Source organism: Pelagimonas sp. (assembly GCF_050633425.1).
In the GTDB taxonomy this organism is placed as follows: Bacteria; Pseudomonadota; Alphaproteobacteria; order Rhodobacterales; family Rhodobacteraceae; genus Pelagimonas.
The window spans coordinates 85,663-109,198 of the sequence record NZ_JBOEGM010000035.1; the positions used below are offsets into that span (position 1 = coordinate 85,663).

The 23,536-nt window shown below is 56.7% G+C and carries 18 protein-coding genes and 1 pseudogene; 11 read left to right on the forward strand and 8 right to left on the reverse strand.

The window, feature by feature from the left end; genetic code table 11:
* Positions 1-17: 17 nt before the first annotated feature.
* Positions 18-1,175, reverse strand: coding sequence for an ABC transporter substrate-binding protein (locus ACRBB0_RS24210; protein ID WP_431377054.1), 1,158 nt, complete (start codon positions 1,173-1,175; stop codon positions 18-20).
* A 341-nt stretch (positions 1,176-1,516) separates the two neighbouring features.
* Positions 1,517-2,249 (reverse strand): annotated as a pseudogene (locus tag ACRBB0_RS24215) (IS91 family transposase); the annotation flags it as partial.
* A 513-nt stretch (positions 2,250-2,762) separates the two neighbouring features.
* Here ACRBB0_RS24215 and ACRBB0_RS24220 point away from each other — a divergent pair.
* Entirely contained in the window at positions 2,763-3,659 is an 897-nt protein-coding gene (locus ACRBB0_RS24220; RefSeq protein WP_431377055.1) for an MBL fold metallo-hydrolase, read from the forward strand.
* A 123-nt stretch (positions 3,660-3,782) separates the two neighbouring features.
* Here the strand turns inward: ACRBB0_RS24220 and ACRBB0_RS24225 are convergent, their stop codons facing one another.
* Positions 3,783-4,307 (reverse strand): hypothetical protein, encoded by a 525-nt coding sequence (locus ACRBB0_RS24225; RefSeq protein ID WP_431377056.1) that lies wholly within the window; start codon positions 4,305-4,307, stop codon positions 3,783-3,785.
* Between the two features lie 314 nt (positions 4,308-4,621).
* On the opposite strand from ACRBB0_RS24225, the gene ACRBB0_RS24230 reads away from it, so the two are divergent.
* Positions 4,622-5,644 (forward strand): TRAP transporter substrate-binding protein, encoded by a 1,023-nt coding sequence (locus tag ACRBB0_RS24230; RefSeq protein ID WP_431377057.1) that lies wholly within the window; start codon positions 4,622-4,624, stop codon positions 5,642-5,644.
* Between the two features lie 342 nt (positions 5,645-5,986).
* On the opposite strand, the gene ACRBB0_RS24235 is transcribed toward ACRBB0_RS24230, so the two are convergent.
* Genes ACRBB0_RS24235 through ACRBB0_RS24250 form a run of 4 tightly spaced genes read right to left on the reverse strand, consistent with a single transcriptional unit; the run spans position 5,987 to position 10,067 of the window.
* A complete protein-coding gene (locus ACRBB0_RS24235; protein WP_431377058.1) occupies positions 5,987-7,912 on the reverse strand; it encodes a TRAP transporter large permease subunit in 1,926 nt (641 codons plus the stop codon).
* Between the two features lie 29 nt (positions 7,913-7,941).
* Complete coding sequence (locus ACRBB0_RS24240; protein WP_431377059.1) at positions 7,942-8,715, reverse strand: cyclase family protein; 774 nt, start codon at positions 8,713-8,715, stop codon at positions 7,942-7,944.
* A gap of 39 nt (positions 8,716-8,754) precedes the next feature.
* Positions 8,755-9,126, reverse strand: a complete 372-nt coding sequence (locus ACRBB0_RS24245) for a Rieske (2Fe-2S) protein (protein WP_431377060.1) — start codon at positions 9,124-9,126, stop codon at positions 8,755-8,757.
* Positions 9,127-9,134: 8 nt separating this feature from the next.
* Positions 9,135-10,067 carry a VOC family protein gene (locus ACRBB0_RS24250; RefSeq protein WP_431377061.1) on the reverse strand — a complete coding sequence of 311 codons (933 nt, stop codon included), beginning with the start codon at positions 10,065-10,067 and terminating at the stop codon, positions 9,135-9,137.
* Positions 10,068-10,213: 146 nt separating this feature from the next.
* Here ACRBB0_RS24250 and ACRBB0_RS24255 point away from each other — a divergent pair, with 146 nt between their 5' ends.
* The 8 genes from ACRBB0_RS24255 to ACRBB0_RS24290 all read left to right on the forward strand — a co-directional run bounded on the left by ACRBB0_RS24255 (position 10,214) and on the right by ACRBB0_RS24290 (position 17,952).
* Positions 10,214-11,131 (forward strand): LysR family transcriptional regulator, encoded by a 918-nt coding sequence (locus ACRBB0_RS24255; protein ID WP_431377062.1) that lies wholly within the window; start codon positions 10,214-10,216, stop codon positions 11,129-11,131.
* A gap of 81 nt (positions 11,132-11,212) precedes the next feature.
* Positions 11,213-12,334 (forward strand): FAD-dependent monooxygenase, encoded by a 1,122-nt coding sequence (locus ACRBB0_RS24260; protein WP_431377063.1) that lies wholly within the window; start codon positions 11,213-11,215, stop codon positions 12,332-12,334.
* A 34-nt stretch (positions 12,335-12,368) separates the two neighbouring features.
* The gene (locus tag ACRBB0_RS24265; protein ID WP_431377064.1) at positions 12,369-13,529 is read left to right on the forward strand and encodes an alpha/beta hydrolase family protein; all 1,161 of its coding nucleotides are present in this window, start codon (positions 12,369-12,371) and stop codon (positions 13,527-13,529) included.
* 2 nt (positions 13,530-13,531) lie between these two features.
* Positions 13,532-14,200, forward strand: a complete 669-nt coding sequence (locus ACRBB0_RS24270; RefSeq protein WP_431377065.1) for a glutathione S-transferase family protein — start codon at positions 13,532-13,534, stop codon at positions 14,198-14,200.
* A 10-nt stretch (positions 14,201-14,210) separates the two neighbouring features.
* The gene (locus tag ACRBB0_RS24275) at positions 14,211-14,816 is read left to right on the forward strand and encodes a cupin domain-containing protein (protein WP_431377066.1); all 606 of its coding nucleotides are present in this window, start codon (positions 14,211-14,213) and stop codon (positions 14,814-14,816) included.
* Positions 14,813-15,712, forward strand: coding sequence for an NAD-dependent epimerase/dehydratase family protein (locus ACRBB0_RS24280; RefSeq protein ID WP_431377067.1), 900 nt, complete (start codon positions 14,813-14,815; stop codon positions 15,710-15,712). Before ACRBB0_RS24275 ends, ACRBB0_RS24280 begins: the two co-directional genes overlap by 4 nt.
* Positions 15,709-16,674, forward strand: coding sequence for a fumarylacetoacetate hydrolase family protein (locus ACRBB0_RS24285; protein ID WP_431377068.1), 966 nt, complete (start codon positions 15,709-15,711; stop codon positions 16,672-16,674). The genes ACRBB0_RS24280 and ACRBB0_RS24285 overlap by 4 nt, the downstream gene beginning before the upstream one ends.
* 189 nt (positions 16,675-16,863) lie before the next feature.
* The gene (locus ACRBB0_RS24290) at positions 16,864-17,952 is read left to right on the forward strand and encodes a hypothetical protein (protein ID WP_431377069.1); all 1,089 of its coding nucleotides are present in this window, start codon (positions 16,864-16,866) and stop codon (positions 17,950-17,952) included.
* Positions 17,953-18,280: 328 nt separating this feature from the next.
* On the opposite strand, the gene ACRBB0_RS24295 is transcribed toward ACRBB0_RS24290, so the two are convergent.
* A complete protein-coding gene (locus tag ACRBB0_RS24295) occupies positions 18,281-20,059 on the reverse strand; it encodes a SulP family inorganic anion transporter (RefSeq protein WP_431377070.1) in 1,779 nt (592 codons plus the stop codon).
* Positions 20,060-21,779: 1,720 nt separating this feature from the next.
* Here ACRBB0_RS24295 and ACRBB0_RS24300 point away from each other — a divergent pair.
* Positions 21,780-23,536: Ig-like domain-containing protein (locus ACRBB0_RS24300; protein ID WP_431377071.1), on the forward strand; the 1,757-nt coding region annotated here is incomplete at its 3' end.

Here is a 23,536-nt window from a genome sequence, read left to right on the forward strand (position 1 = left end):
CAGGTCGGGTGAGCACATCACTGAGCTGCGGGAGCAGACATCCAGAATGTTCCGTCGGCTTCGAACGGCAAGAAACGTTCGTGTAGCTCTTGGAAGTTGGCCCATGGGTCGAGATCTTCGAAATCACCGGGGTGGAACCATTTCGCCAATTGCTGGATCGCGATGAAGTGATAGGGCGAGTTGTAGAATTGGTGGAAGATGGCGTGATAGTTGCCCGCTTTCACCGCCTCTAGATCGGCAAACCCATCACGAGATGCCAGCGCCTTGATACGTTCGGCATTGGCCTCCTCGGTTGCTTCATAGCCCAAAAGAACCGACGTCACTTCGGGGCGCGCTTCGGCCCAGTTCGCCCCAGTGGCGACGATATGGGCAGGATCAGCTTCGATCACACCCTCAAGATTCAGCGTCACGGAATAGGCGTTTGCCAAGGTCGAGGCATAGTTTGTACCCCCGGCCAGTTCGACGAAACGGCCATAGTTATAAGGCCCAAACGACCAACAGCAGAAATCAGCCTGCCATCCCGCCGCGTTTTCGACAACCACCAATGGGCGTTCTTCTGCAGGGATTTGGTCAACGATATTGGTGACTTGGCGCATCTGAGAGATGTAAAAGTCGATGAACTCAGCCGCACCTTTTTCCGCCCCAAACACACGGCCAATCAGCAGGAGCGACGGAACGGTGTTTTCCGTCGCATTGCGGCGGAAATCGATGAAAGCAACCTGAACACCTGCGGCATCAAGTTTCTCGATCAGACCGGTCTCTTCGGCCTTGAAAAGGCTGCCCGCTTCTAAAAGCAGCAAGTCGGCTTCGCTCTCCAGTACGGCCTCGATGCTGAAATCACCGGCATAGGGGTTGCCAAAGTTGATCATCCGGGCCGTATCTTCTGGAAACGCAGTCTGAAACTTGCGGAACCCATCCGGGTCATATTGGACAAGATCGTCTTTCCAGCCGACAATCTTTTCAAAGGGGTTGTCTCCGACGACAGCCGAAATCCCGTACATCATCCGGCCTTCGCCAAGAATGATTTTGTCAGGCATTTCAGGAAGCGTCACTTCGCGGCCTGCGATATCGGTGAAGGTCAAGGCTTCTGCTTGAGCATCGGTTGCTGACACAAGAAATGTTGCGCTGGCTGCAATAGCACCAAGGAAGCCGCTGAAACGTGTCGAGTACGACATATGCGGTCTCCGGTTGGATAGTTACGGAGCCCCTCATAGGTCCGACAATTTGAGAAGGCAAGTAAATCCGACTAAAAAAGTAAGATTTAAGTTGGGCGATGAACCTCAACCTCTTGCCCTTGTCTAAGTGGCACCAAGAGAGATGCTCGAAACCAGCGTTTACGCGCTGGTTTTGGCTGCCCAAAAGTAAAGGCGAGCAACAAAGAGTATTAGCTATAGGGCTTCATTATAGTGGGGGGGCGCCAAGGATAGTGCGCGTTTCGCCAAGGCCCGCTTGGTCTTTTGGAGCGTTTCTCAACTGATCTGTGGATCATAACCCGAACGTTGAAACCCAATATCGGATAGCGCCCCAGATATGCCAGCGCGGCCTTTGGTTCTGCGAAGCGGGCTTTGGCATGTACGTCCCAGTCGATTTGGCACAGGGGTTTGAGGAACGCGTCGGCGGTCATCTGGTCAATGAGGCCCGTATTTTCCCTTAAAGAATTTTCCCTCAAAAAGTTCAGTTTCTCCGCCTCGTGCAGCTTGGCCAACCCTCCTGAATAAACCTACGATACAACCGGGACGGCACGCGCTTGGATAGGACGACGTTCGTGCGGGATACGATCCATTTTGCGCCAACGGTAGAGAAGCCCCAGCCAAGAACGATCATGTCAACATCGGGATGGTGGCTTAGCCTCAGGTCTGCCGGACCGAATTAGTTCCAGCCCGGGCACCAAGGTGCTTGGGGTGGTGTCGATCTTGATCACCGTTTCAGAACTCGCTCGCATCAGCAGTTTGCAGATCTCACGCTTGTTTTGATGCGGTTTATCCGCGATCTGTTTGTGCAGAATGAAGACGAGGTGGAAGTGTCAAACGGGCAACAGCTCTGTCTCGCGCGTCGCCAGCCAGACCCGCTTGGCGTTTGGGGCAGTGGCGGTTGCGGCACGAGTTTTAGACGTATTGATGCGCTCAGTCTGCGCTGCGCGCAAAACATCCGCCAAGCGCCGCCCTGCGCCCGCGCTCGATTGCCGACATCTCTTTCAACTGTATCGGGCTGAGATGATCCGCGTTTTTAGCATGCCAAGCGCGACCATTCCCAACCTACATTCGAACTGCGCATTTTGGCCTGAAACGCCCTGGCATAGGCATTATGTGCATTTCGTCCGCAAGCATGGGGAAATGCCAGCGCGGCACGCACATCTGATGCAGCCGTTCTTGCAAGATCTGCCCCTTGTGAAGGTGCGGATGAAAATGTCGGTGTGCGGGCACCCGGTTTTGTTGGGCACTGGGGCAGGGGGCTACCTATTGGATTTACGATCATTTCTTTGCCTTCCAGCGGCCTTGACTTATGCGGCTTAAAAGTCGTCTGACCGCCCGCGCTTTAAAACCGGGACCAGAGGCTGACCCAAAACAGCTTGGTGCTCTAGGCAGTTTTCCGGCCAAGTTTCACGACGTTTTGGGCGAGGCAAAGGTGCAAGCAGCCCAGGTAGGAATCGATTGCGTGAATGCGAAAAATTCCCGTAATCAATTTCCATGATGGCGGTTGCTCAATTAAGATGCGCAAAATTCACTGACACAGTCCCAGCGTTCCGTTGAAAGGATTTCGCCATGCCGAACCCATCTGCAGTTATCACTCTTGGCACTGCCGGGGGGCCGATGCAAAATCCCCAACGCGCCCAGCCAGCACACGTCTTGATGCATGGGGAGCAGCCGATCCTGATTGATTGCGGCGAAGGCGCAATGGGCCAGCTGAAACGCGCGGGGCTGGAATTTCGCAATGTGCACCACATCTTTTTGACGCATCATCATTTTGACCATATCGGCAGCCTCTTTGCCTGCCTTGGCCTGAACATGATGACCCAGCGCCGGGTGCCGCTGACCATCTACGGCCCTCCGGGAACCGCGTCGATCATCGAGGGGCTCTGCGCCGCTTGTGACGTGCCCAATGCCATTGGTTTTGGCATGCCTGGCCAACAATTGCCGCACCCTCGCGATTTCACCACGGTCACGGAAATCAATCCGGGCGACACGATCACCTTGGACGATCTGACTGTGACCTGCTGCGAAAATACCCATTACCGCAACGAGGACCAATTCGGCCAAGAGGGGTATCTGTCCCTGTCGCTGCGTTTTGATCTGCCAGACCGATCGGTGGTCTTTACGGGGGATACCGGGCCGTGCAAAGCGTTGGAAACACTGGCGCAGGGTGTTGATCTGATTGTTGGCGAAATGATGGATCTCGATATCACCATGGGCCGGGTTCGCGCGATGAACCCTCAGATGCCCGAAGAAAAGCTTGAGATGATCAAGGGGCACCTTTCGCAGCATCACATTAACGCAGAGGACTTGGCGCATTTGGCCAAGGTGGCGGGCGCAAAAGAGGTGGTGGCGGTTCACTTCCCCCCCGGCATTGCGACGCCCGACTCGGCGCAGGGCTACATTGATCGGGTCAACGCGGTCTATTCCGGTAAGTTTACGATTGGGCAGGATCTGGCCGAGTACTGACCTCGGGCCAAGGCGGCCCTGTGCCGCCTGTCACGCCGCTTTCACCCGGCCACTGGAAAAACCATCGGACAAAAAAATACCCGCCAGAGATGGCGGGTATTTCTATTCTCAAAGGGAACGGAGTCAGTTCCGGGTGATCTCGACCTTGACCACGTTTTCGTCGACCAAAGTGATCTCGTTGGTGCCTTCGGAATGACCGATGTCATAGCGGTGAAGGTAGAAAGTGCCGCCACCCATCGAGATGTCATGCACGCCGCTGATAACCTTGTCTTCGCCGGGGCCGTAGCTGCCTTTGGCATAAAAGCGCAGGGTGTTGGACTGGATGTAAAGATCGGTTTCGGCCACTTCGCCGCCCGCGATCATAACTCCGGGAGGGCCCGATTTACCCAGAACAGGGCCCGCAACGCCTGCGCCGATCTTACCGTTCATCGGGCGTGGGTCGCCTTCGAGGACGGTGGTGACAAAGTCTTCGGACATTTTGCCATCGGTGTATAGGAAAGGTTCGGCCAGCGTGGCATCCAGAACGATCAACGGGGCGATCGTTTGGCCCTCGGGCATCATGTTGGTGACGCGGATGTGGTAGTCCTGAGCCATTGCTGGCACTGCGCCGAGCATTGCCATGGCAAGTGCCATCGTTGCTGTCTTCATTGGGTGTTCCTCCATAAATTCGGGGCTGACCTGATACGTGACACGTAGCGTGGCACTGACCTCCCCTCCCAAATTCAAGGCGATATTAGGTAGAGCAAGACCATTTCAAAAACGGAATTGTCTGATACACCTTATTGAAACTATCAATGCAGGGACTTCATGGGCAGGGGCAGAGCGCTGCGGAACGGCGCTCTTCATTTATTCATGAGATCAATCCATCGCATTCAATCAAACAAATACCGAAACGGGTGCAATCTGGTTAAGATGTACGGGATGGCCATCTTTGGCCGATTTGTCATTTCTGGGAGGAAACCATGCGCAAGACCCTAACGGCCCTGTTCCTGATAGGGGCAACAGCCCTAACGCCGATTGCGACAACAGCTGAAACCCTGACCTTTGGGACAGGCAACGTCGTGATACATCCGATCAACAAACGCATCATGACTCCTTGGGCCGAACGTGTGAACGCCGAGTCCGACGGCGCGGTTAACATCAAGGTGCGGCATGGTCAGATGTTGGTGAACTCCAACAACTACGTTGACCGGATTTCTGATGATGTGGTTCAGATCGCCTTTGGCATGCTGGTCTTTAACCCCGGTCGCTTCCCTCGGTCGTTGGTGACAACAGTGCCCTTCGTCGAAGGATCGGGCGAGGCCTCGGCCTTGGCCTATTGCAAGATGTACGAAGCGGGTGCCTTTGATGAGGAAATGGGTGCCTTTAAGCCACTGTTCTTTGTACCTTTCCCGCAATCGTCGGCGCATTTGAAGGGGGCCGAGCTAACCTCCATGAACGATCTTGAGGGCAAAAAGATCATGGTTGGCAGCCCGATCCAGTCGCTGATCGTGTCGGCCTATGGCGGCACGCCGCTGTCGATCACCCTGCCGGATCAATATCAGTCGCTTCAGCGCGGCACGGCGGATGGCAACTTCATGACCTTTACCGCATTCCCGGCCTTCCGCTTGGACGAGGTGACATCAGATCACCTGCAGCTGCCGCTGGGTGGTGCCATGGGCATGGTCTTTATGGATCGCGCCCGCTACGAGGCCTTGCCAGAAGACACCCGCGCGGCGTTGGATGCCCATTCGGGCTGTGATCTGACCCGTGAAGTTGGGGCCACCATCGACACATGGGAAGCCGAGTCCAAGGCCTATGTCGGCGCGCAAGAAGGGCAAACAATCAATGTACTGGATCCTGCAGAGGTCGACGCCATGCGCGGCGAACTGGGTCCCAAGGTTTTTGCAGGCTTTGGCGAACGCGTTCCCGGCGGTGCAGAGCTGCTGGATCAGTGGCGCACTGCGATAGAAGACGCGCGCCGCGAAATCGGCGAGATCGAATAAGCCCGGATCGCCGGACCCTGATCAAAACATATCCCAATTTGAGGTCGGCCAGTTATTCTGGCCGACCTTTTTCGTGTTGGCTTTTTCGTGTTGGCTTTTCGGGCTGACGTCTTTGGGCGGCTTTTATCCTGCGGCCACGTCAGGCTAGGTCAGGGAAGGGCAGGGCACTTAGGGCCCGGTTTCATCTCAGGTGTGAGCAGCAGGTTGGCATCGCCCGCCGCCTCATGCCGTTACCTGCTTTGGGGCATCCCGAAAGGGCGGATGAAAAAAGGCCCGAGCCTCCGATAGGAGACCCGGGCCGGGCAAGACAGATGCAGTACCACCTGCCGATATCGGATCCGGCTACATCGTAGATGGAAGCCAGAGCGACAGCACCGGAAAGGCCACGATCAAGATGATCTTAACGAAGTCGGCAAGGATAAAGGGCACCACACCGCGCATCACAGTGCCAAGACGCACATCCGGGTCAATGCTCTTGATGATGAACAGGTTCATCCCAAAGGGCGGTGTGATCATGCCAATCTCGACCACAACCAGCATCAGAACCCCCCAGAACAGCATGTCATAGCCAAGATCCAGAATGATCGGCGTGACCACAGGCAGGGTGATGATCATCACGCCAAAGCTGTCCATGATCGACCCCAAGAGCAGGTATATCACGATCAATAACGTCAGGATAAGGATCGGCCGCGCATCAATGCTGGCGATCCAGGCGCTGACCATCTCCGGCGCGCCCCCGAGGTTGATGAAAAAGGCGAACATCAGCCCGCCAAAGATCAGCGCATAGATCATTGCTGTCGTGGTTGTTGTCTCGGAGAAAACCGCAAGGATGGTGAATTTGGTCAGTCGTCCACGCATGAGCGCCAGCAAAAAGGCACTGACAGCCCCCACCGCTGCGCTCTCGGTGGCGGTAAAGACGCCGCCGTAAAGGCCGCCGATAACGATGGCGAACATGGCGATCACGGGGAAAGAGCCCTTGAGCGCGGGCAGCAGGTCAGCGGTGCTGTCGCTGTCGACGTCAGGGGCGGCATCGGGGTTCAAACGCACCACGGCAAAGACCGCGCCAAAGTAGAGCAAAATCGCGACAACTGCAGGGATCATTGCCGCCACAAAGAGCGCGCCGATGGATTCTTCGGTCAGAAGGGCAAAGAGAATGATCACCCCCGACGGAGGGACCAGCGCCCCAAGCGTGCCGCCAGCGGCGACACTCGCGGTGGACAGCGTCGGCGCGTATCCGGCCTTTTTCATCGCAGGAAGTGCCATGCGTCCAAAGGTGGCCGAAGTGGCGATCGAGTTCCCCGAGACCGCGCCAAAGCCCGCGCAGCCCGCGATGGTTGCATAGGCAAGACCGCCCCGGAACCGGCCGAGAATGGCATTTCCCAGTCTGAACAGATCGTCCGAAACCCCTGCGGCGACAGAAAAGGCACCCATGATCAGGAACATCGGCAATGTCGCTACTTGTTCGTTGCGCAGGAAATCCGCCGCGTCGCCAGCAAAGGTGTTCATGGATGCGCTGCCGCCGATAAAGGCCATCGAGCCAATCACACCAATCATCCCGGTGACGGTGGCCAGCGGCAATTGCGCCAGAACCGCCAGCCAAAGGATCAAAAAGCCGATGATTGCGGCTGTGCCGGGATACATCATGGCCGTGTTGGAAAAGCTGTCAAAGCCAAATAAGACCCAACCAGCGATGCCAAGAACCAGCACGCCAAGCGTGCCAATTACGACCAAAACTGCAGGGTGCGATCGTTGGGTGCCGGTCTCGGCCCGCGCAAGGGCAAAATCTTCGGTGAGGTTAAATAGCTGGACGATCGCAGACAGGCCCATGGCCAGCGACACCGCGAAATAGGTCGGTGCCAGCGGCAGTTGCAGCAAGGCTGAGGCACGACCTTGGGAGTCATAGCGCAAAGCCAGCCCCCAAAGCCGCCAGCACAGGATGGAAAAGAAGACCAAGAGCATGACACCACCCACGACACGTAGCCATGCAGTCAGGCGCGGACCGGTGAGATGGGCCAGCAAGTCAATCTTGAGGTTCACACGGTTGGCCGCCCCAGCGGGCAGGGTCAGCGCAATCGCCACCGCGAAAATCGCGGACATGATCTCGTTCAGCGCAAAGACAGAGGTTCCAAAGAGCCAGCGCCCCAAAACATCGAACACGATTGTCATGGCGCCCAGAAGCGCGGCAGTAATTGAGGTGACCGAAATCACCCCAGCGATCTTTTTAACCCAAGGAAACCGAGGGTCCTGAGCTTTGCGTGTCTTATCCATTTTTGTATCCCCCCAAACCTGATCTGTCGTCAGGTGTCTAAAATCGCTACTGGCCTGCACCATCCGGCGGAGCCTTTTGCTACCTTGACCGGCAAGGCGATGACCTCAAATCCGGTGGCAGGCAATTGGTCAAGATTGGCCAGCTTTTCCATATGGCAATAGACCGTGTCGGCCCCGGCCTTGTGCCCCTCCCAAAAGATCGACCAGTCGCCGGTTTCGCGCGCCCGTGCTGCCTGCATCATCAGTGGCGGATCCCAGCTCCAGGCATCTGTGCCACAGACTTTGACGCCGCGTTCCGTCAGATAGAGCGTCGCCTCGCGGCCCATTCCGCATCCTGTGCCGACATAATCGGGCTGGCCATAACGCGCGCCAGCGGCGGTGTTGACCAGAACAATGTCACCGTCCTTTAGCTCATGATCAATCCGCGCCAATTCCGCAGCAACTTCTTCGGCGGTGATTGTATGGCCGTTGGGCCGGTCACGAAAATCGAGCTTTACGCCCGGGCCAAAGCACCATTCAAGCGGCACTTCGTCGATAGTGATCGCACGTTCACCGCCGTTCATTGTCGGGTGATAGTGCCATGGTGCGTCCATATGGGTGCCATTATGCGTGGTCAGAACGCAACGTTCGACTGCGGCCCCGGCACCATCACGCAGGGCACCGTCGGGCAAGCCGAACATGCCGCTGAAGTCGGCAGCGCCCTCTTTGTGATCGACATAAGTGATTTCGGGACCAAGGCCCGGTGGGTCTGAAGCAACCTGATCCGTCAGGCTGACGGCAAGGTCAATGATCTTTCTGGCCATGCTCTTCTCTCCTCGCGAAAGAATGAAATTTGTGGTCTGTCAGGCTTGCGCTTTGGGTGTTGCGGGCACCGCGCCCAGAACCATCCCGTCTTTGACAGTGACCGGGATCGGCTGCAGCGCTTGTCCGAGGCAGGGGCCAATCGTGCAGGCTCCATCCTCGATCCGAAACAAGGCCCCATGCGCCGAACACATGATGCGATCTTTTGCACCGTTCAGGAATTCGTCTTTCTTCCAGCCAAGCGGGGCGCGGTCGTAATGGGGACAGTTGTTTACGTAGCCATAGACCTCATCCCCCTTACGCACCAAGAAGCCCTGATCGCGGCCACGGGCATTGGGAAGAACGCCCTTTGAGCCGCCATCAGGAATATCGGTAAGCGCACAGAGAATCTGTTGCGTTGGTGTTCCGCTCAAGGCCCGCGTCACCCTTTGCCGGGAGGCGGTCCGCCGCCCGGAGACCATTTTTCGACGTTCTCAAAGAGGAACAGCTGCGCGGCCTCTTTGTCCATCGGAACTTCACGTTCGACCCATTCGCCGTCGTGCAAATCCATGTCGGCATCATATTCGATATGCGTGCCGAGCGGAGAGTTGAAGTACCAGAACCAGTTTGAGCCGAACTTGTGACGACCAGGCCCCCAAAAGCTTTCATAGCCCTTTTGCACCATGCGCGATCCCGCGAGCATCAACTCGGTCGGGCCCTGCATGTGGAATGCCAGATGCTCGATGCCTTGCATATAGGCGGGGGTTTGGATCATGAACAAAACGTGGTGGTCGTTGTTGGCCTGCGGACGCAGGAAAGGACCGGTGTTCGTGAATTTATCTGTAACCACAAAGCCGAGACGCTCAATGTAGAATTTGGCGGTCATTTCCATGTCGGGCACAAAATAGACGATGTGGCTCAGCGTGCGCGGCTTGGCCTCGGCGTCTTGGTTTGAGGCGACAACGTTCATGCCGCGCCCAGGCTCGGCACCGGGTGAATTGACCAGCTCAGCTGGCAGGTCAAGCTTGATCCGGCGGGTAATCCGAAACGCGATTTCGAAGCCTGCGTCGTCTTTGCTGCGCAGGGTGCCATCGTCTTGCTTGACCACGTCGCGGTCCTTAGACAGCTCGGCCTCGATTGCATCAAGAGTGGCTTGATCCTCAACCCCCCAGATCGTCAGCCGCAACAGGCTGCCGGTCTTCAATGGCGCGGGCAACTCAGGGTCGTCTACGCTGCGCACTGTCAAAGCAGTTTTGTCCAGCGCCTCGAACCGGCCATCGCCGGCGTCGGTCAGGCCGTAATCCGTCAGGAATGTCTGGCAGGCCTCAATATTATCGACCCCAAATACCAGTTCATCTGGCCCAATGATACGCATTGTGAAGATCCTCCTTTTACCCCGATTGAGTTTAATTGATATCCGTGCATCCAGAAAATTGTAAGATTGAATGCGATGCATTGATTATTGAAATGCTTCCGAATCGCATTAAGGTGGGCCCTGTCGCTGGAACCGGGGAGGGGCTTGTGCGGTTTAAAAAGCTTGATCTTAACCTTTTGGTTGCATTGGATCACATGATAGAATTGCGGTCTGTTTCTGCGGCGGCTGAAAAGATGTTCATGAGTCAATCGGCTATGTCCAACGCACTGACGCGTCTGCGCGACTACTTTGATGATCCGCTTTTGGTTCAGGTTGGACGCAGGATGGAGGTCACTCCGCGGGCCGAGGCCATGCGTCCGGCGATCCGCGATATTCTGGTGCGGATCGAGGCAACCATCGATTCCCATCCCGAATTCCGCCCCGCAGAATCCACGCGTGAATTCACCATCTTGCTGTCAGATTATTCTCTACGGGTGTTGATGCCCACGGTCCTGCGGTTGCTGGATGAACAAGACGCCACCGTGCGGCTGAACCTTCGGCCACAAACTGAAATGCCGCATTTGCTGCTAGAGCGCGGCGAAATTGATCTGCTGATCACGCCTGAGCCTCTGATCTCGGGCGATCATCCCTCTACGCTTGTCTATGAGGATCATTACGTTGTGGTTGCTTGGCGCGGCGGAAAGTTCGGCGATGTCACGATGGATCGTGAAGCTTATGAAAGCGCTTCGCATGTTGTCATGGTTCCGCCCAATGCCGCAAAGGCTGTCGAGACATCCTTTCTGGCCCAGTCGGGGGTGAAGCGGCGGATTGATGTGGAAAGCTTCTCTTTCTCGACTTTGACCCATTTGATCACTGGAACGAACCGTATCGCGACGGTTCATGCGCGCCTAGCCCACTTGATGAAGGATCGGGCCGAACTGGTTTGCTACCCGGTTCCGGTCGCGCTGCCGCCGCTGCGCCAGATGCAGCAATGGCACGCATATCGCGAAACGGATCCCGGGATTGCCTGGTTGCGTGACGTGGTATCGCAAGCGGCTGCCTCTCTGCCTGATGTATTGACGTAACTAATATCCGGGATTGCGTCTTTCAATTTTGAAAATGCTTTCTCAGGCCTTAATCTCCCCTCAAACGGGAGGAATCTGGATATGAGTGTGACTTCGGCATTGATCGTTGGCGGCGGTATTGGCGGGCTGACGGCTGGCATCGCTCTGCGTAAAAAAGGGATCGAGGTCGAGATCATCGAGCGCGATCCCGACTGGACAGTTTACGGTGTTGGCATCATCCAGCAAATGAACGTGATCCGGGCCATGAAAGAGCTGGACGTTCTTGATCAATACCTCTCACGCGCGTCGGGTTTTGACAGCACGACCCTGTTTGTCGGCCCTGGCGGTCACCAGGAGGCCAAGTTCGACACGCCCAAGCTGGCCGGGCCGGATTATCCGTCGAACGCTGGCATCCGCCGTACCGACCTGCAAAAGGTTCTTGCTGAAGGTGCCAAGGCCGCCGGGGCGAAAATTCGCCTTGGGCTGACCGTGGCCAATATGACCGATGATGGTGCGGGCGTCGATGTGGGCTTTTCCGACGGCACAAGCGGGCGGTATGACATTGTGATCGGTGCTGATGGCGTGTTCTCTAGCACCCGGCAGATGCTGATACCTGATGCCCCAAAGCCAAATTATACTGGCCAGTGGGTCTGGCGCTATAATATGCCGCGCCCAGCGGATCTTGATGGTATTCACATCTTTGCTGGCCCGCTCAACGGCGGATTTGTTCCGATTACACCAGAACTGATGTATGTCTTCTTGCTCAGCACCGAGCCCAACACCAAGCCGATCCCGGTGGAAGGGGCCGCCGCCGCCATGCGGTCGCGCGCCAAAATGCCACCGCCGCAGTTCGCAGCGATGCTCGATAACATCACCGAAGATGCCGGTGTTGTTGCGCGCCCCTTGGAAACCATTTTCCTCGAGGGTGATTGGCACAAGGGGCGCGTCGCGCTGATTGGTGATGCGGTGCATGCCTCGACCCCACATCTGGCACAGGGCGCAGGCATGGCCATCGAAGATGGCCTTGTGCTGGCGGACGAGCTCGCCAAAGCTGAGACCCCAGAAGAGGCATTTGCCGCCTATCAAGCGCGCCGCATGCCACGCGTCGCGCATGTTGCCAAAAACTCTATTCGCATTGGCGATATGCAGATGGGCAAGATCCAGCCGTTCGATGTGGGCGAGCTTACTGGCCAGACCATCGGCATGATGTGCCAGCCTATCTGATCCTGATCTAACTCTCTCAAAAGGAACGTCGCTTATGGCCATGTTTGACTATTTCCCCAACTACGTCTGGAATCTGTCCGTTTCCATCGCAATGGCCAGTGGCGCAGAGCTGGGGGAAATCATGGACATGTGTCAGCCTCTGCTGGCCAAGGCAGAGGCGGGCGAGGACGCTGGCACGGCCGAGTTCATGCGTGAATGGATGAAGGTCGCTGACAAACTGGTGGAACTTGCCGCCGAAGACGAAGCCAAGGGCCGGCTCTTGTCCGCTGGGCCAAAGCTTCAGCGTGCCGCTTTGTATTATTTGACCGCAGAGCGAATGCAGGCCCATGGCAGCGAAAACCGGATCGAAACCTTTAAAAAGGGTCTGAGCAATTTCCTCAAGGGGACGCAATTCTCAGGCGAGACTGTCACCCGGATGGAGATTCCTTACGGCGACAAGGTTATTCCGGTGCTCTACACCCCCGCCATCGGCGTTGAGGGGCCCGCACCGGCTGTGGTCTATCTCAATGGGCTGGATAGCAACAAAGAGCTTCTCTACTGGTCGCGCCTGCCGCAAGAGCTGGCCAAACGCGGGATTGCAAGCCTCTGCGTAGATCAGCCCGGCACCGGTGAAAGCCTGCGCCTGCAAGGCATGCCCGCCATTCCCACGTCTGAGGACTGGGGTACGCCGGTGTATGAATGGCTCGCCGCGCGCGACGACGTGGACGCAGACCGCATCGGTATCACGGGCATTTCGCTGGGCGGGTATTATGCGCCGCGCGTTTGCGCCAATGAGCCGCGCTTTGCCTCAGGGGCCGTTTGGGGCGCCAATCACAACTGGGCCGAGGTGCAGCAAAAGCGGCTCAAGCGCGAAGGCGAAAACCCGGTGCCGCATTATTGGCAGCACGTGCATTGGGTCTTTGGTGCCAAGGATATGGAGGACTTCCATGCCAAGTCCAAGGACATGCACCTCAATGGCCAGATGGAAAAGATCAAGGTGCCCTTCCTGGTGACCCATGGTGAATTCGACCGCCAGATCAGCTTGGACTATGCGCACCAAAGCTATGACCAACTGGTCAACTCGCCGCGCCGCGAGCTGAAAGTCTTTACCCCGCGCGAAGGTGGTGTTGAGCACGTCGGCGCAGATAACATGAGCTTTGGCCGTGGCTATATCGCTGACTGGTTTGCGGAAACGCTCGGCGGGCGCCTGTCCTGATCATGGCGCAATTTACGCTATACGCCGCGCCTGGAGCCTGTTCCCGCGTTCCGCTGATGTCGCTGGAAGAGGCGGGGGCAGACTATGATCTGGAACTGATCCGCTTCATGAAGGGCGAACACAAACGCCCTGACTATCTGGCGATGCATCCAGCGGGAAAGGTGCCGTTGTTGGTCACTCCAGAGGGGCCTCTGACCCAGAATGTCGCCATCGCGCGCTATCTGGGGCAGGTCTTTCCCAAGCTTCTGCCGCAGGCCAACGGAGCCTATGAGGCGGAAAAGATCACCGCCGATCTGGCCTTTTGCGCCGATACGCTGCACCCGATTGTAACGCGGATGCGCATGCCGATGTTTATGGTTGAGGGCCCCGAGGCGCAGGCCTCGGTCAAGGCCAAGGCCATGGAGGCGATGCAGCCCCTGGCAAAGGTGGTGAACGACCGTCTGGCCAATGGCCCATGGTGGTACGGCGAGACCTGGTCGATCCTGGACGCCTATATCTATTGGATTTGGTTTCGCATCTCCGGCTGCGGTTTCCCGGTCGAGGACTGCCCAGCCTGGGCCGCCCACGCCGAAGCCATGCAGGCACGCCCTGCGGTGCAACGTGCCCTTGCCAAAGATGCCGCGCTGCAGGAGCGGCTTGAGGCCGACGGCCTCGTGCCCAAGAAGGCATAACGGACGTATGATGGCCTTTTCAGACATTCGACGCGTTGTGACCGGGCATGACGAAACCGGAAAGGCCATCGTTTTACAGGACGGGCCTTTGCCGCATGTGACACGCCCACTGACCCAGCCGGGCTCGGCGTTTCACGAAATTTGGAACACGGGCCACATGCCAGCGGTTCTAACGGCCCGCGAGGCGGAACCGACCGACCGTCACCGTGCTACGGCCCCGCCGGAAAACGGCACTATCATCCGTTTTGTGGATATCCCCCCCGAAGGCCGCGAAGGCCCCGATTTTGACCGGGATCAGGCCAAGGAGCTCTTTGACGCTGTTGGGTTGGGTGAAAACGCCGAACACACACTTCGCGGCCGTCACCCGCTGATGCACCGCACCGAAAGTGTCGACTATGGCGTTGTGGTTGCAGGCGAGATCGTCTTGATGTTGGACGATGATGAGGTCACCCTGCAGCCGGGCGATGTGGTCATCCAGCGGGGAACAATCCACGCATGGGCGAACCGTTCGGATGCGCCGTGCCGGATGCTTTTTGTTCTGACCGATGCCCGCTTTGATCCCGAACTGGCAGCTGGTCATCAGGCGCAGGACGCGCGGGTCAAGGCCGGAAAGTGAGCGCCCGTGTTGTCATCACCGGGGCTGCGGGCTTTTTGGGGCAAGCGGTTGTTCGGCTCATGCTGGCCGATCCCAGGGTGTCACATGTGACCGCGAGCGATCTGACCCCCTGCGGCATGTCGCACCCGGCTTTGACGGATTTGCCCGGTCGTTTAACGGATCCGGCCCTGTTGGCCGAGGTGGCGCGCGCTGACGTGGTCCTTCATCTCGCTGCAATTTTGGGTGGCGCTGCAGAGGCTGACCCAAGCGCCGCTCGGCAGGTCAATCTTGATGCGACCTTTGGGTTGATTGAGGCCTGCCAAAGGGGTGCGCGTTTTGTGTTTGCCTCCTCTATTGCAGTCCTTGGCGAAACATCCGCCGATAGGGCACCGACAATGGTTTATGGTGCCCATAAGGCGATGGTGGAAGTTGCCATCGAAACCGCAACGCGGCGGGGCGAGATCGACGGGATTTCGCTGCGTCCGGGCGGCATTGTGGCACGCCGGGATCAGAACACAGGGCTGAAATCGGCCTTCTTGTCCCAAGTGTTCTGGGCCGTGGCTGAGGGCGTCGACTATGAGTTGCCCGTATCACAAGAGGCTCAGACTTGGTTGAGTTCGGTGCACAACGTGGCGGCGCAATTTTCGCAAGCGGCGCTTGCCGCCAGCCTCGGCCCGGCGCGCAGCCTGACGTTGCCCATGCAAAAATGCCAGTTCAAGGCACTGGTTGAGGCGCTAAAGGCGCGTTTCCCGAGCAGCCGATCCACAGTCACCTTTGTGCCAGAGGCCGAGACCATGCGACTGTTTGGGCAAGCGCAACCTCTTGATTTCACCTTGGCACGTGCCGCCGGGTTCACGCCTGACGCCGATCTCGCTGCGCTGATCTGCGCCGCCCTATATAACGGAGAGACGATATGAAGCTTGCAACCCTACCAAACCAGACACCCGATGGGCGTTTGCATGTGGTCAGTCGCGATCTGACCCGTTGCACCCCCGCCGAAGGCGTCACAACGATGCAGGCTTTGATCGAAGATTGGGAGGCGCTCGCCCCGGCGTTGGCCGCACAATATGAGACGCTGAACGCGGGTGGCGGCACCGCTTTTGTCCCCGCCGAGGCGTTGGCGCCGTTGCCACGCGCCTGGCAATGGCTGGACGGATCGGCCTATGACAGTCACGGCGACCTGATGCAAACCGTGTTCAAACTAGAGCCAAACCCCAAGGGTCGCCCGCTCATGTATCAGGGCATGTCGCACCAGTTTTTGCCTGCAACCGCCGATGTTCCGCTGCCGTCCGAGCAGGACGGAATTGATTTCGAAGGCGAATTTGGAGTGATCTGCGACGAAGTTCCCATGGGGGCCGATGCAGCCACAGCGCTTGGTCATGTCCGTCTTCTGGTGCAGATCAATGATTGGTCATTGCGCAGATTGGCACCGATCGAGATGAAGACCGGCTTTGGCTGGATTCAGGCCAAACCCGCCTGTTCCGTGGCGCCAGTCGCCGTAACCCCGGATGAGCTGGGCAGCGCTTGGCGGGATGGGCGGGTTGACCTGCCTCTGGTGGTGGATTTCAACGGCACGCGGTTTGGTGCTGCCGAGGGCTATCATATGTCCTTTGGGTTCGACGAGCTTCTGGCCCACGCGGCGCAATCGCGGTCTTTGGTTGCGGGAACGATACTTGGGTCGGGCACCGTGTCGAACGAGAATTTCCGCGAGATCGGATCATCCTGCATTGCAGAGCGGCGCGGGATCGAACTGCTCGACACGGGGGCACCAAAAACCGACTACATGAAATTTGGCGATGGCGTTCGGATGCAATGTTGCCTGCGTGACGGCACACCCTTGTTCGGCGTGATTGACCAGAAAGTTGTGCCTAACACCTAAATTTATCGTCCTGATTGGCGTGCGCACATGTGCGGTCAAATCCTGTTCGTACATCGGACGGGGGGATGGAGGCTGGACGGCAGAGACCGAGCATTGGTCTCGGAAATGTCAGGCATTAATAGGTTTAATTTTACATTTTCCAATGGGTTATCCCATATCGAAACGATCTAACTAGGGAGGAGAACTGCAATGAAATCTCTTTGCAGCACGATTTTTTGCGGGGTTCTAGCATTGCCAGGCGTCGCGGCAGCTGAATTCACGACAGGTGCTCAACTGGTGCTTGGCTATGGTGAGGTTGACGGTGATGGCCAAGGCTACGGCATCCTTGATTTCAACATGGGCAACAAACATGATCTGGGCGCGGTGAAACTGTCGTGGGACGTCCGGGTTCGTGCGCGCACCGATCAGGATGAAATCGGTGACGTTGAAAACAACAACATAGATGGCGCGATCGAATTCGATTTCGGAGGCGGCGGCAAACTTGGCTTTACCACTTTCATAGAAACCTATGACCAAAAACCTTGGGCAGATGGTGATCTCTTCAACCGCGGCTCTGTCGGTGTTTTCCCGGTTATCCAAAAGCGCTATGATGGTGTCAGAGACAGCCAGTTCACTGCGGGTGGCCCATTTGGCAAAAAAGTCGATCCTGATCTTCTTTTGACCTACTCCAATGACTTTGGTCGGGTCGGGTTCGAATTTACTGCAAACGTTCTGGGCACTTGGGATGGCTACACGCGTTCCGAAATGGCCGACAACGGCGATAATTTCGCTTTGGCTGAGGCTAAGTTCACTCTACCGACCAAAGGTTATGGCATCTATAGCCTCAAGGTGAACGACATCGGCGACGCCGAGATGCAAGTCGTCTATCCCATTCGCAAGATCGGCTTGACGTTGATCGGCCGCTATTCGATCAACGAAGGCAACTTTGATCAATACCGTGGCAACTTGGCGGCGATCTATCGTCATAAAGGCGATAGCCTGTTCAAAGGGGCCTTTCTGGCCCATGCCTTCAATGATAGCGCCTCTCGTTCGACCTTGGGTCTGACATTTGGTCAGGACAATTGGGAGATGAAGTTCGCTGGGGACACAGATGGCGATTACGCTTTGGAAGGGTCCTATTCTTTCTCTGACAACACATCCTTGTTGGTTGGCTGGGACAGTGGCTTTGAAAATGACGGTGGTCCCGGGAACGGATTTGATGACGCTACCTTCCCCGCTCCGGTCTTTGCTGCCGGGCGCGACAGCGCCTTTGAAATCGCACTTGTTCAGAAGTTCTGAGCAAAGGGTATTGGCCATTATCTGAGCTGATCGAGGCCGGGCGGGATTCATTCCCGCCCGGTCTTTTTTGCACGCGGAACGATTGTAATTGGCCCTGACGTAGGCTCGCCTGACCGATCTGAGTTTCCCCTCAACCGGAGCCTATCCTTGGGCAGATTTGGTGTTTCGAAGCGGCGCGTGAGACTGAGCAGGCCGTTGGCTTTGCAGGCAGCGATTGGGCAAAAGCACCGGGTCGGCGTTTAGCGTTTCGCAATGCACCCGGTAGAGCGCAACCCAGATGTGTGCCGAATTCTCAGCCAGGTTTCAGGCCAAGGAGCCAGCGGCGCTGTTAGCTTTTGGGGTGGTCTTCGGGCGCGGATTGTTCATGGCCGGGCAGGGCAGAGCATTCGGTAAAGACCCGTTTGCTGCAGGTTGCGCAGATTGACAGATCCATGTTGGCAATCGCCGCCGCCAAGGCATCCCCTTTGGAAATATGCAGGTGGTCCTCGCCGATCTCTTCGAGCACCTGAAAGCGCCGCAGACATTCCAACAGGGGCGGAAAGAGCGCGACGATGTGGAAACTTCCACCCTCTGCGCGGATTTCACGGGCCGCATGAATCAAAAAGTCAGCCCCCGAAAGATCAATCTTGCCGACGCCTTTGAGGTAAAAGATCACATGCTTTTGGCCTTTGCGCTTGGTGCGCAGCGCTGTCCATTCCTCTTCGACATGTTCGACCGAGCCGAAATAGAGCGGGCCGTCAAGCCGCACGACCATCAATTGCGGACATTCGGGCAGGCCATGCAAGGCCGCATTGCGAAATTTTCGGCGCCCGCTGGCGGCCTCAACCGGGGCACTGACCCGCAAAGAGGGGTGCGCACTGTCGTAGATAAAAACCGAGAACGAGGAGATGACGCCGATATAGATCGCGAAATCCAACTCAAGCAACAGGCCAGCGGCCAGAGTCAGAAGGAGGATCAAGGTTTCGGGGCGCGACGTCTTGATGATGTGCTTGATCTCTTTGCGGTCGATGAGACGCCACGCCACAAAGAGGATCAGCCCGGCCATGGCGGGTTTTGGGATTGCGGTGATGTAATTGCCAAATAGCAGCAAGATTGCCGCAAGAAACAGGCTTGCTGAGATAGCGGACATCGGGGTTTGAGCCCCGGCCTCGGCATTGACCCCGGATCGGGTGAATGAGCCAGAACCCGCGTAGCACTGAAAGAAACTGCCGATGCTGTTGGACAGTCCCTGTGCCACGATTTCTTGGTTTGGAGCAAAAGGTTCATGTCGGCGCAGGGCAAATGTCCGCCCGATCGAAATCGCTTCGAGCAACCCAACAAGCGCCACCGCCGCAGCACCCGAGGCGAGCAGGGCGACGTCTGACAGGTCAATTTGAGGAGTGTGAAAGCTGGGCAGCGCGGCCGGGATCGCGCCGAGCATTTCGACACCTTTGTCGGCCGCACCTGTCACGGCAGCGGTGGCGGCACCCGCAACCAAAGCAATGAGAAACCCCGGCAACCGAGGCGCAAAACTCTGGATCGAGGCGACCGTGACAAAGGTGACGGCAGCGATCAGAACGGCGAGGGCATTAACCTCAGGCGCGGCTTCGGCCACGCGGATCAACCGCTCGACCACATTGCCGCCGCCTTCAATTTTGACACCAAAGGCTCCGGCCAGTTGGCTTACTCCGATCAACAAGGCCGCCGCCGCCGTAAAGGCCACGATCACCGAATGCGAAACAAAGGACACCAAGCCGCCCAATCGGGCCAATCCGGCGATGATTTGAAACAGCCCGACCAGCAATGTCAAAAGCAGTGCCAATTCAATGTAACGCGCACTGCCCGGCACGGCCATGCCCTCGAGGGTGGCGAAGAGCAGCGCAGAAATCGCGGTGGTTGGGCCCGAGACCATGACCATCGACGATCCAAACAACGCGGCCACAATGGCGGTGATCATCGCGGTATACAGTCCATATTCCGGTGGCAGACCGGCGATGGTTGCAAAGGCCACCCCTTGCGGCAGGACAATGGCTGCATTTGTCAGACCTGCAAGACAATCGGCTTTCAGGGAAACAGGGGTTGTCCTGCGCAGCCAATCGCGGGCTGGAAAGAGGCGAAGTTGAGTCATCGTAACTTTTCGGATTTGGACGCAATATTGCGCGATATGTTAGCGCCTGCTGCGCAGGATTTTCCCGTCCGTCTTAAAGGCAGAAAGTCACGCTGTGCAAGGGATGTTTGAGGTGTTTTTTCCCTTAAAAACGGGCATTCGGGCCACGTTGGAAAATGCAGGCAAGAGGGCGGTTTTTTGCTTCAATTTTGGTGCTGTTATTTGGGGGAATTGCCCTTGCCTACGATCAGCGGACAGGCCGGATGGCGAATACCCGCCATTAGGAAGAGCACCGGAACGAACAGCGCGCGCGCGCCACTTGCTGGTCTGGTTGTTGCCAGTACCGGGCTTGTCGGAGCTGTTGCGCAGGGCAAGAATGACCTGGGCTTTTGTCCCAGAGATTGAGGCGTTTGTTTCAGATCGGCTATTTGCCGATCAGCGTCTTACATAAGAACATCTGTAATCGTGCTTGGCTCTGCGAATGCGGTGAACCCATTTGTTTGGCCCTGAACGCTCGAAGCCCGAGAACGCCAGATTGGTATTTGTCCTTGTTCAGACCGCGCGGTTGTCCATTCGGGGTGCAAGAACGCGGAGCCTTGGCAGTCGGCAACTGTCTGGTTGTGGCGACTACGGGACGAAAAATACACCAATGATCTGTACAAACGTTGTGTCTCTGCGTTTCACGGCGTGGCCAAGGCATGATGGTTTGAGATTTGATCCACAGATCTCCGAATATCCGGTGAGAGACGAAAGAACATGAAAGGGCAGGGGCGTATGGACGTGGGAAACTTTCTGGCACGCACGCCGTTGCGATCAAAGGGTCACTTCATAGGTGCGCTCCAAAGGCGACATCGACAGAGACGTTAGAACTCATTCTTTGACGCTGATCTCCGGACACATGGATGGGGTGGAGCAATGGCAATTGCCGGGCCGGGCCTCCTAGCGTGTCGAGGAACACGGAACCTATAGGGGCAGTAGACTGTGGAAACAGCGCAACCAATAGGTAGATCAGCTGTCTTTCCAAACACCAAATGCGGTGGCGCACGGTCGAATCATCGGGCAATTCGCCTTAGTTTTGCATAGAATGATTCGTATTCGGCGTAGCTTTGAATGTGGCACTTATGGCCAATTTTGCGCCACAGGTAGAATTGGTTCCAGATTAGATACAAAGCCAAACATTATTTTCTAGGCGGTTTTTGGCCAACGTTGTTTCGCATCCGGCTGAATGATTGTTGCCAATCATGCGACGGTTCCATGTCAATATCCAAGGATTGTCGTTGAAATAGTCTAAAATTGGCTGAAATAGACGGTTTTAATGCGACCTTTGCGTGACCTGTGGAAACAATTTGCGATCAACCTAAGGAAAAGTTGAACGTTTTCAGGCTGGTTTTGGCAATCGGAAATGCCGCTTTGCCGCCGTTGTGCCATTTTTTCCTTCCGACAAAGCGTTGTTCGAAGTATCACTACTGCAAGCCCAACTGGGGGGTGAAGACATAGGCCACGGGGGCGGCCGCTGAACTGTTGCGCATCTTTATAGGTGCGAAGTGAAGCGATGGGCGGAGTCCGCCCGAGCCGCAATTTGGCGTTCTTCGTCCACGTAAGACGTGGGCAGAGGCAGCGCGGAAAACACTTCGCATACATACAGGCGTGACGAGCGTAATTGAAACGGGCAGTGCACGGGCATTGTCTTCCGCAATAGCGGTAGGGGCATGCCCCGTCTGGAGTATGAGAGGGTCTTACTATGGCTGATTTATTTTTAGATTGGGGTGCCCTGGGTGCATACGGTACAGCTTTGGCTGATACGGCACCTGGTGATGTAACTGCCACGGTCGATACAGGTGGCGTTGCTGTCGATATTACCTTTGACGGTCAGGATGCTGGGTCACAGGCATTCACTTTCAACGGTAACGGCTATTTTGGCGCAGACGAAACGTTTAACCCAACATCGCATTTGAAACTGTTTGGCGAAGGTGGCGACGGCGGTGTTGATCCATCTGCGACATCCACAACCGTTATGGATTTCCGCGCGCTGGATACAGCTGCTTATACGGACAACGTTCAAAACGTGAGCTTCCGTCTGAACGACGTTGATGCCGGTTTTGGCGGTGACTTGGACGCGCCAGGGACCGGTTTCGAAGATGTTGCGACGATCATGGCCTATGACGCCGAAGGCAACGCGGTTCCGGTGACCATGACACCTGCCGGAAGCGCGTCAGTTTCTGGAAGCACGGTCGATGGGAATACTGAATCTGGTTTCGAAGACGCGACCGGCTCCGTGTTGGTTGAGATCCCAGGCCCCGTGTCGCGCATTGAGATCACTTATGAAAATGGCGGCGAGAGCGAGCAGGGTGTTTTGATCTCTGACGTGGAATTCTCAACCGTTGATGTGGATGACGAGAACTCGGACCCAGATGCGGTTGATGACAGCGACAGCACTTTGCTTGATACCGCTGTTACCATTGATGTTCTGAGCAACGATACCGACCCAGATAGCGACCCGTTGAGCGTCGTATCATTCACACCGCCTGCAAATGGCAACGTCACCGACAATGGCGACGGGACCATGACTTATACGCCGGCCTCGGGTTTCCTTGGAACAGATACGTTCACCTATGTGATCGAAGACGGCAATGGCGGCAGCGATACCGCAACCGTGACTGTTGAAGTGACTGAAGGTGGCGGCGGCAACACCGACCCTGATGCGGTTGATGATAGCGAAACCACTGGTGTCAATTCACCGGTTACAATCGCCGTTTTGTCAAACGACACTGACCCAGAATTGGATACATTGTCGGTAGCGAGTGCGACTGATCCGGCCAATGGCAGTGTTACTGTGAACGGCGACGGCACGGTTGACTATACGCCCGATGCTGACTTCACCGGAACAGACACCTTTGACTATACGATTTCGGATGGCAATGGCGGCACTGATACAGCCACCGTGACTGTGACTGTTGAGGATGCAGGCGGCAACCGCCCACCTGTTGCTGAAGACGATACAGCAACCACCGATGAAGGCACTGGCGTACGTATCTACGTTCTGGGCAATGACTCTGACCCTGACATGGATCCTTTGACACTGACGTCGGTGACGGATCCGGTTAACGGCACAGCGGTCATTGATCCGTCCGATAACACCATTGTCTACACACCTGATCCCGGGACTTCCGGTGAAGAAACCTTTGAATACACGGTTTCGGACCCAAGTGGTGCGACTTCTACGGCGACTGTCACTGTGACCGTTACACCAGATGATGATGGCAACACACCACCTGCGGCCGTTGACGATACCGCGACCACACCTGAGGGCACGCCGGTTGTTATCGACGATCCAGCCGCGAATGACACGGACCCAGATGGCGATCCTCTGACCGTGACCTCGGTTGGTGATCCAACCAACGGCACCGCGACGCTGAACCCAGATGGCACCGTGACCTATACGCCTGCGGATGACTTCACCGGCGATGATACCATCCCCTATACCGTTGATGACGGTAA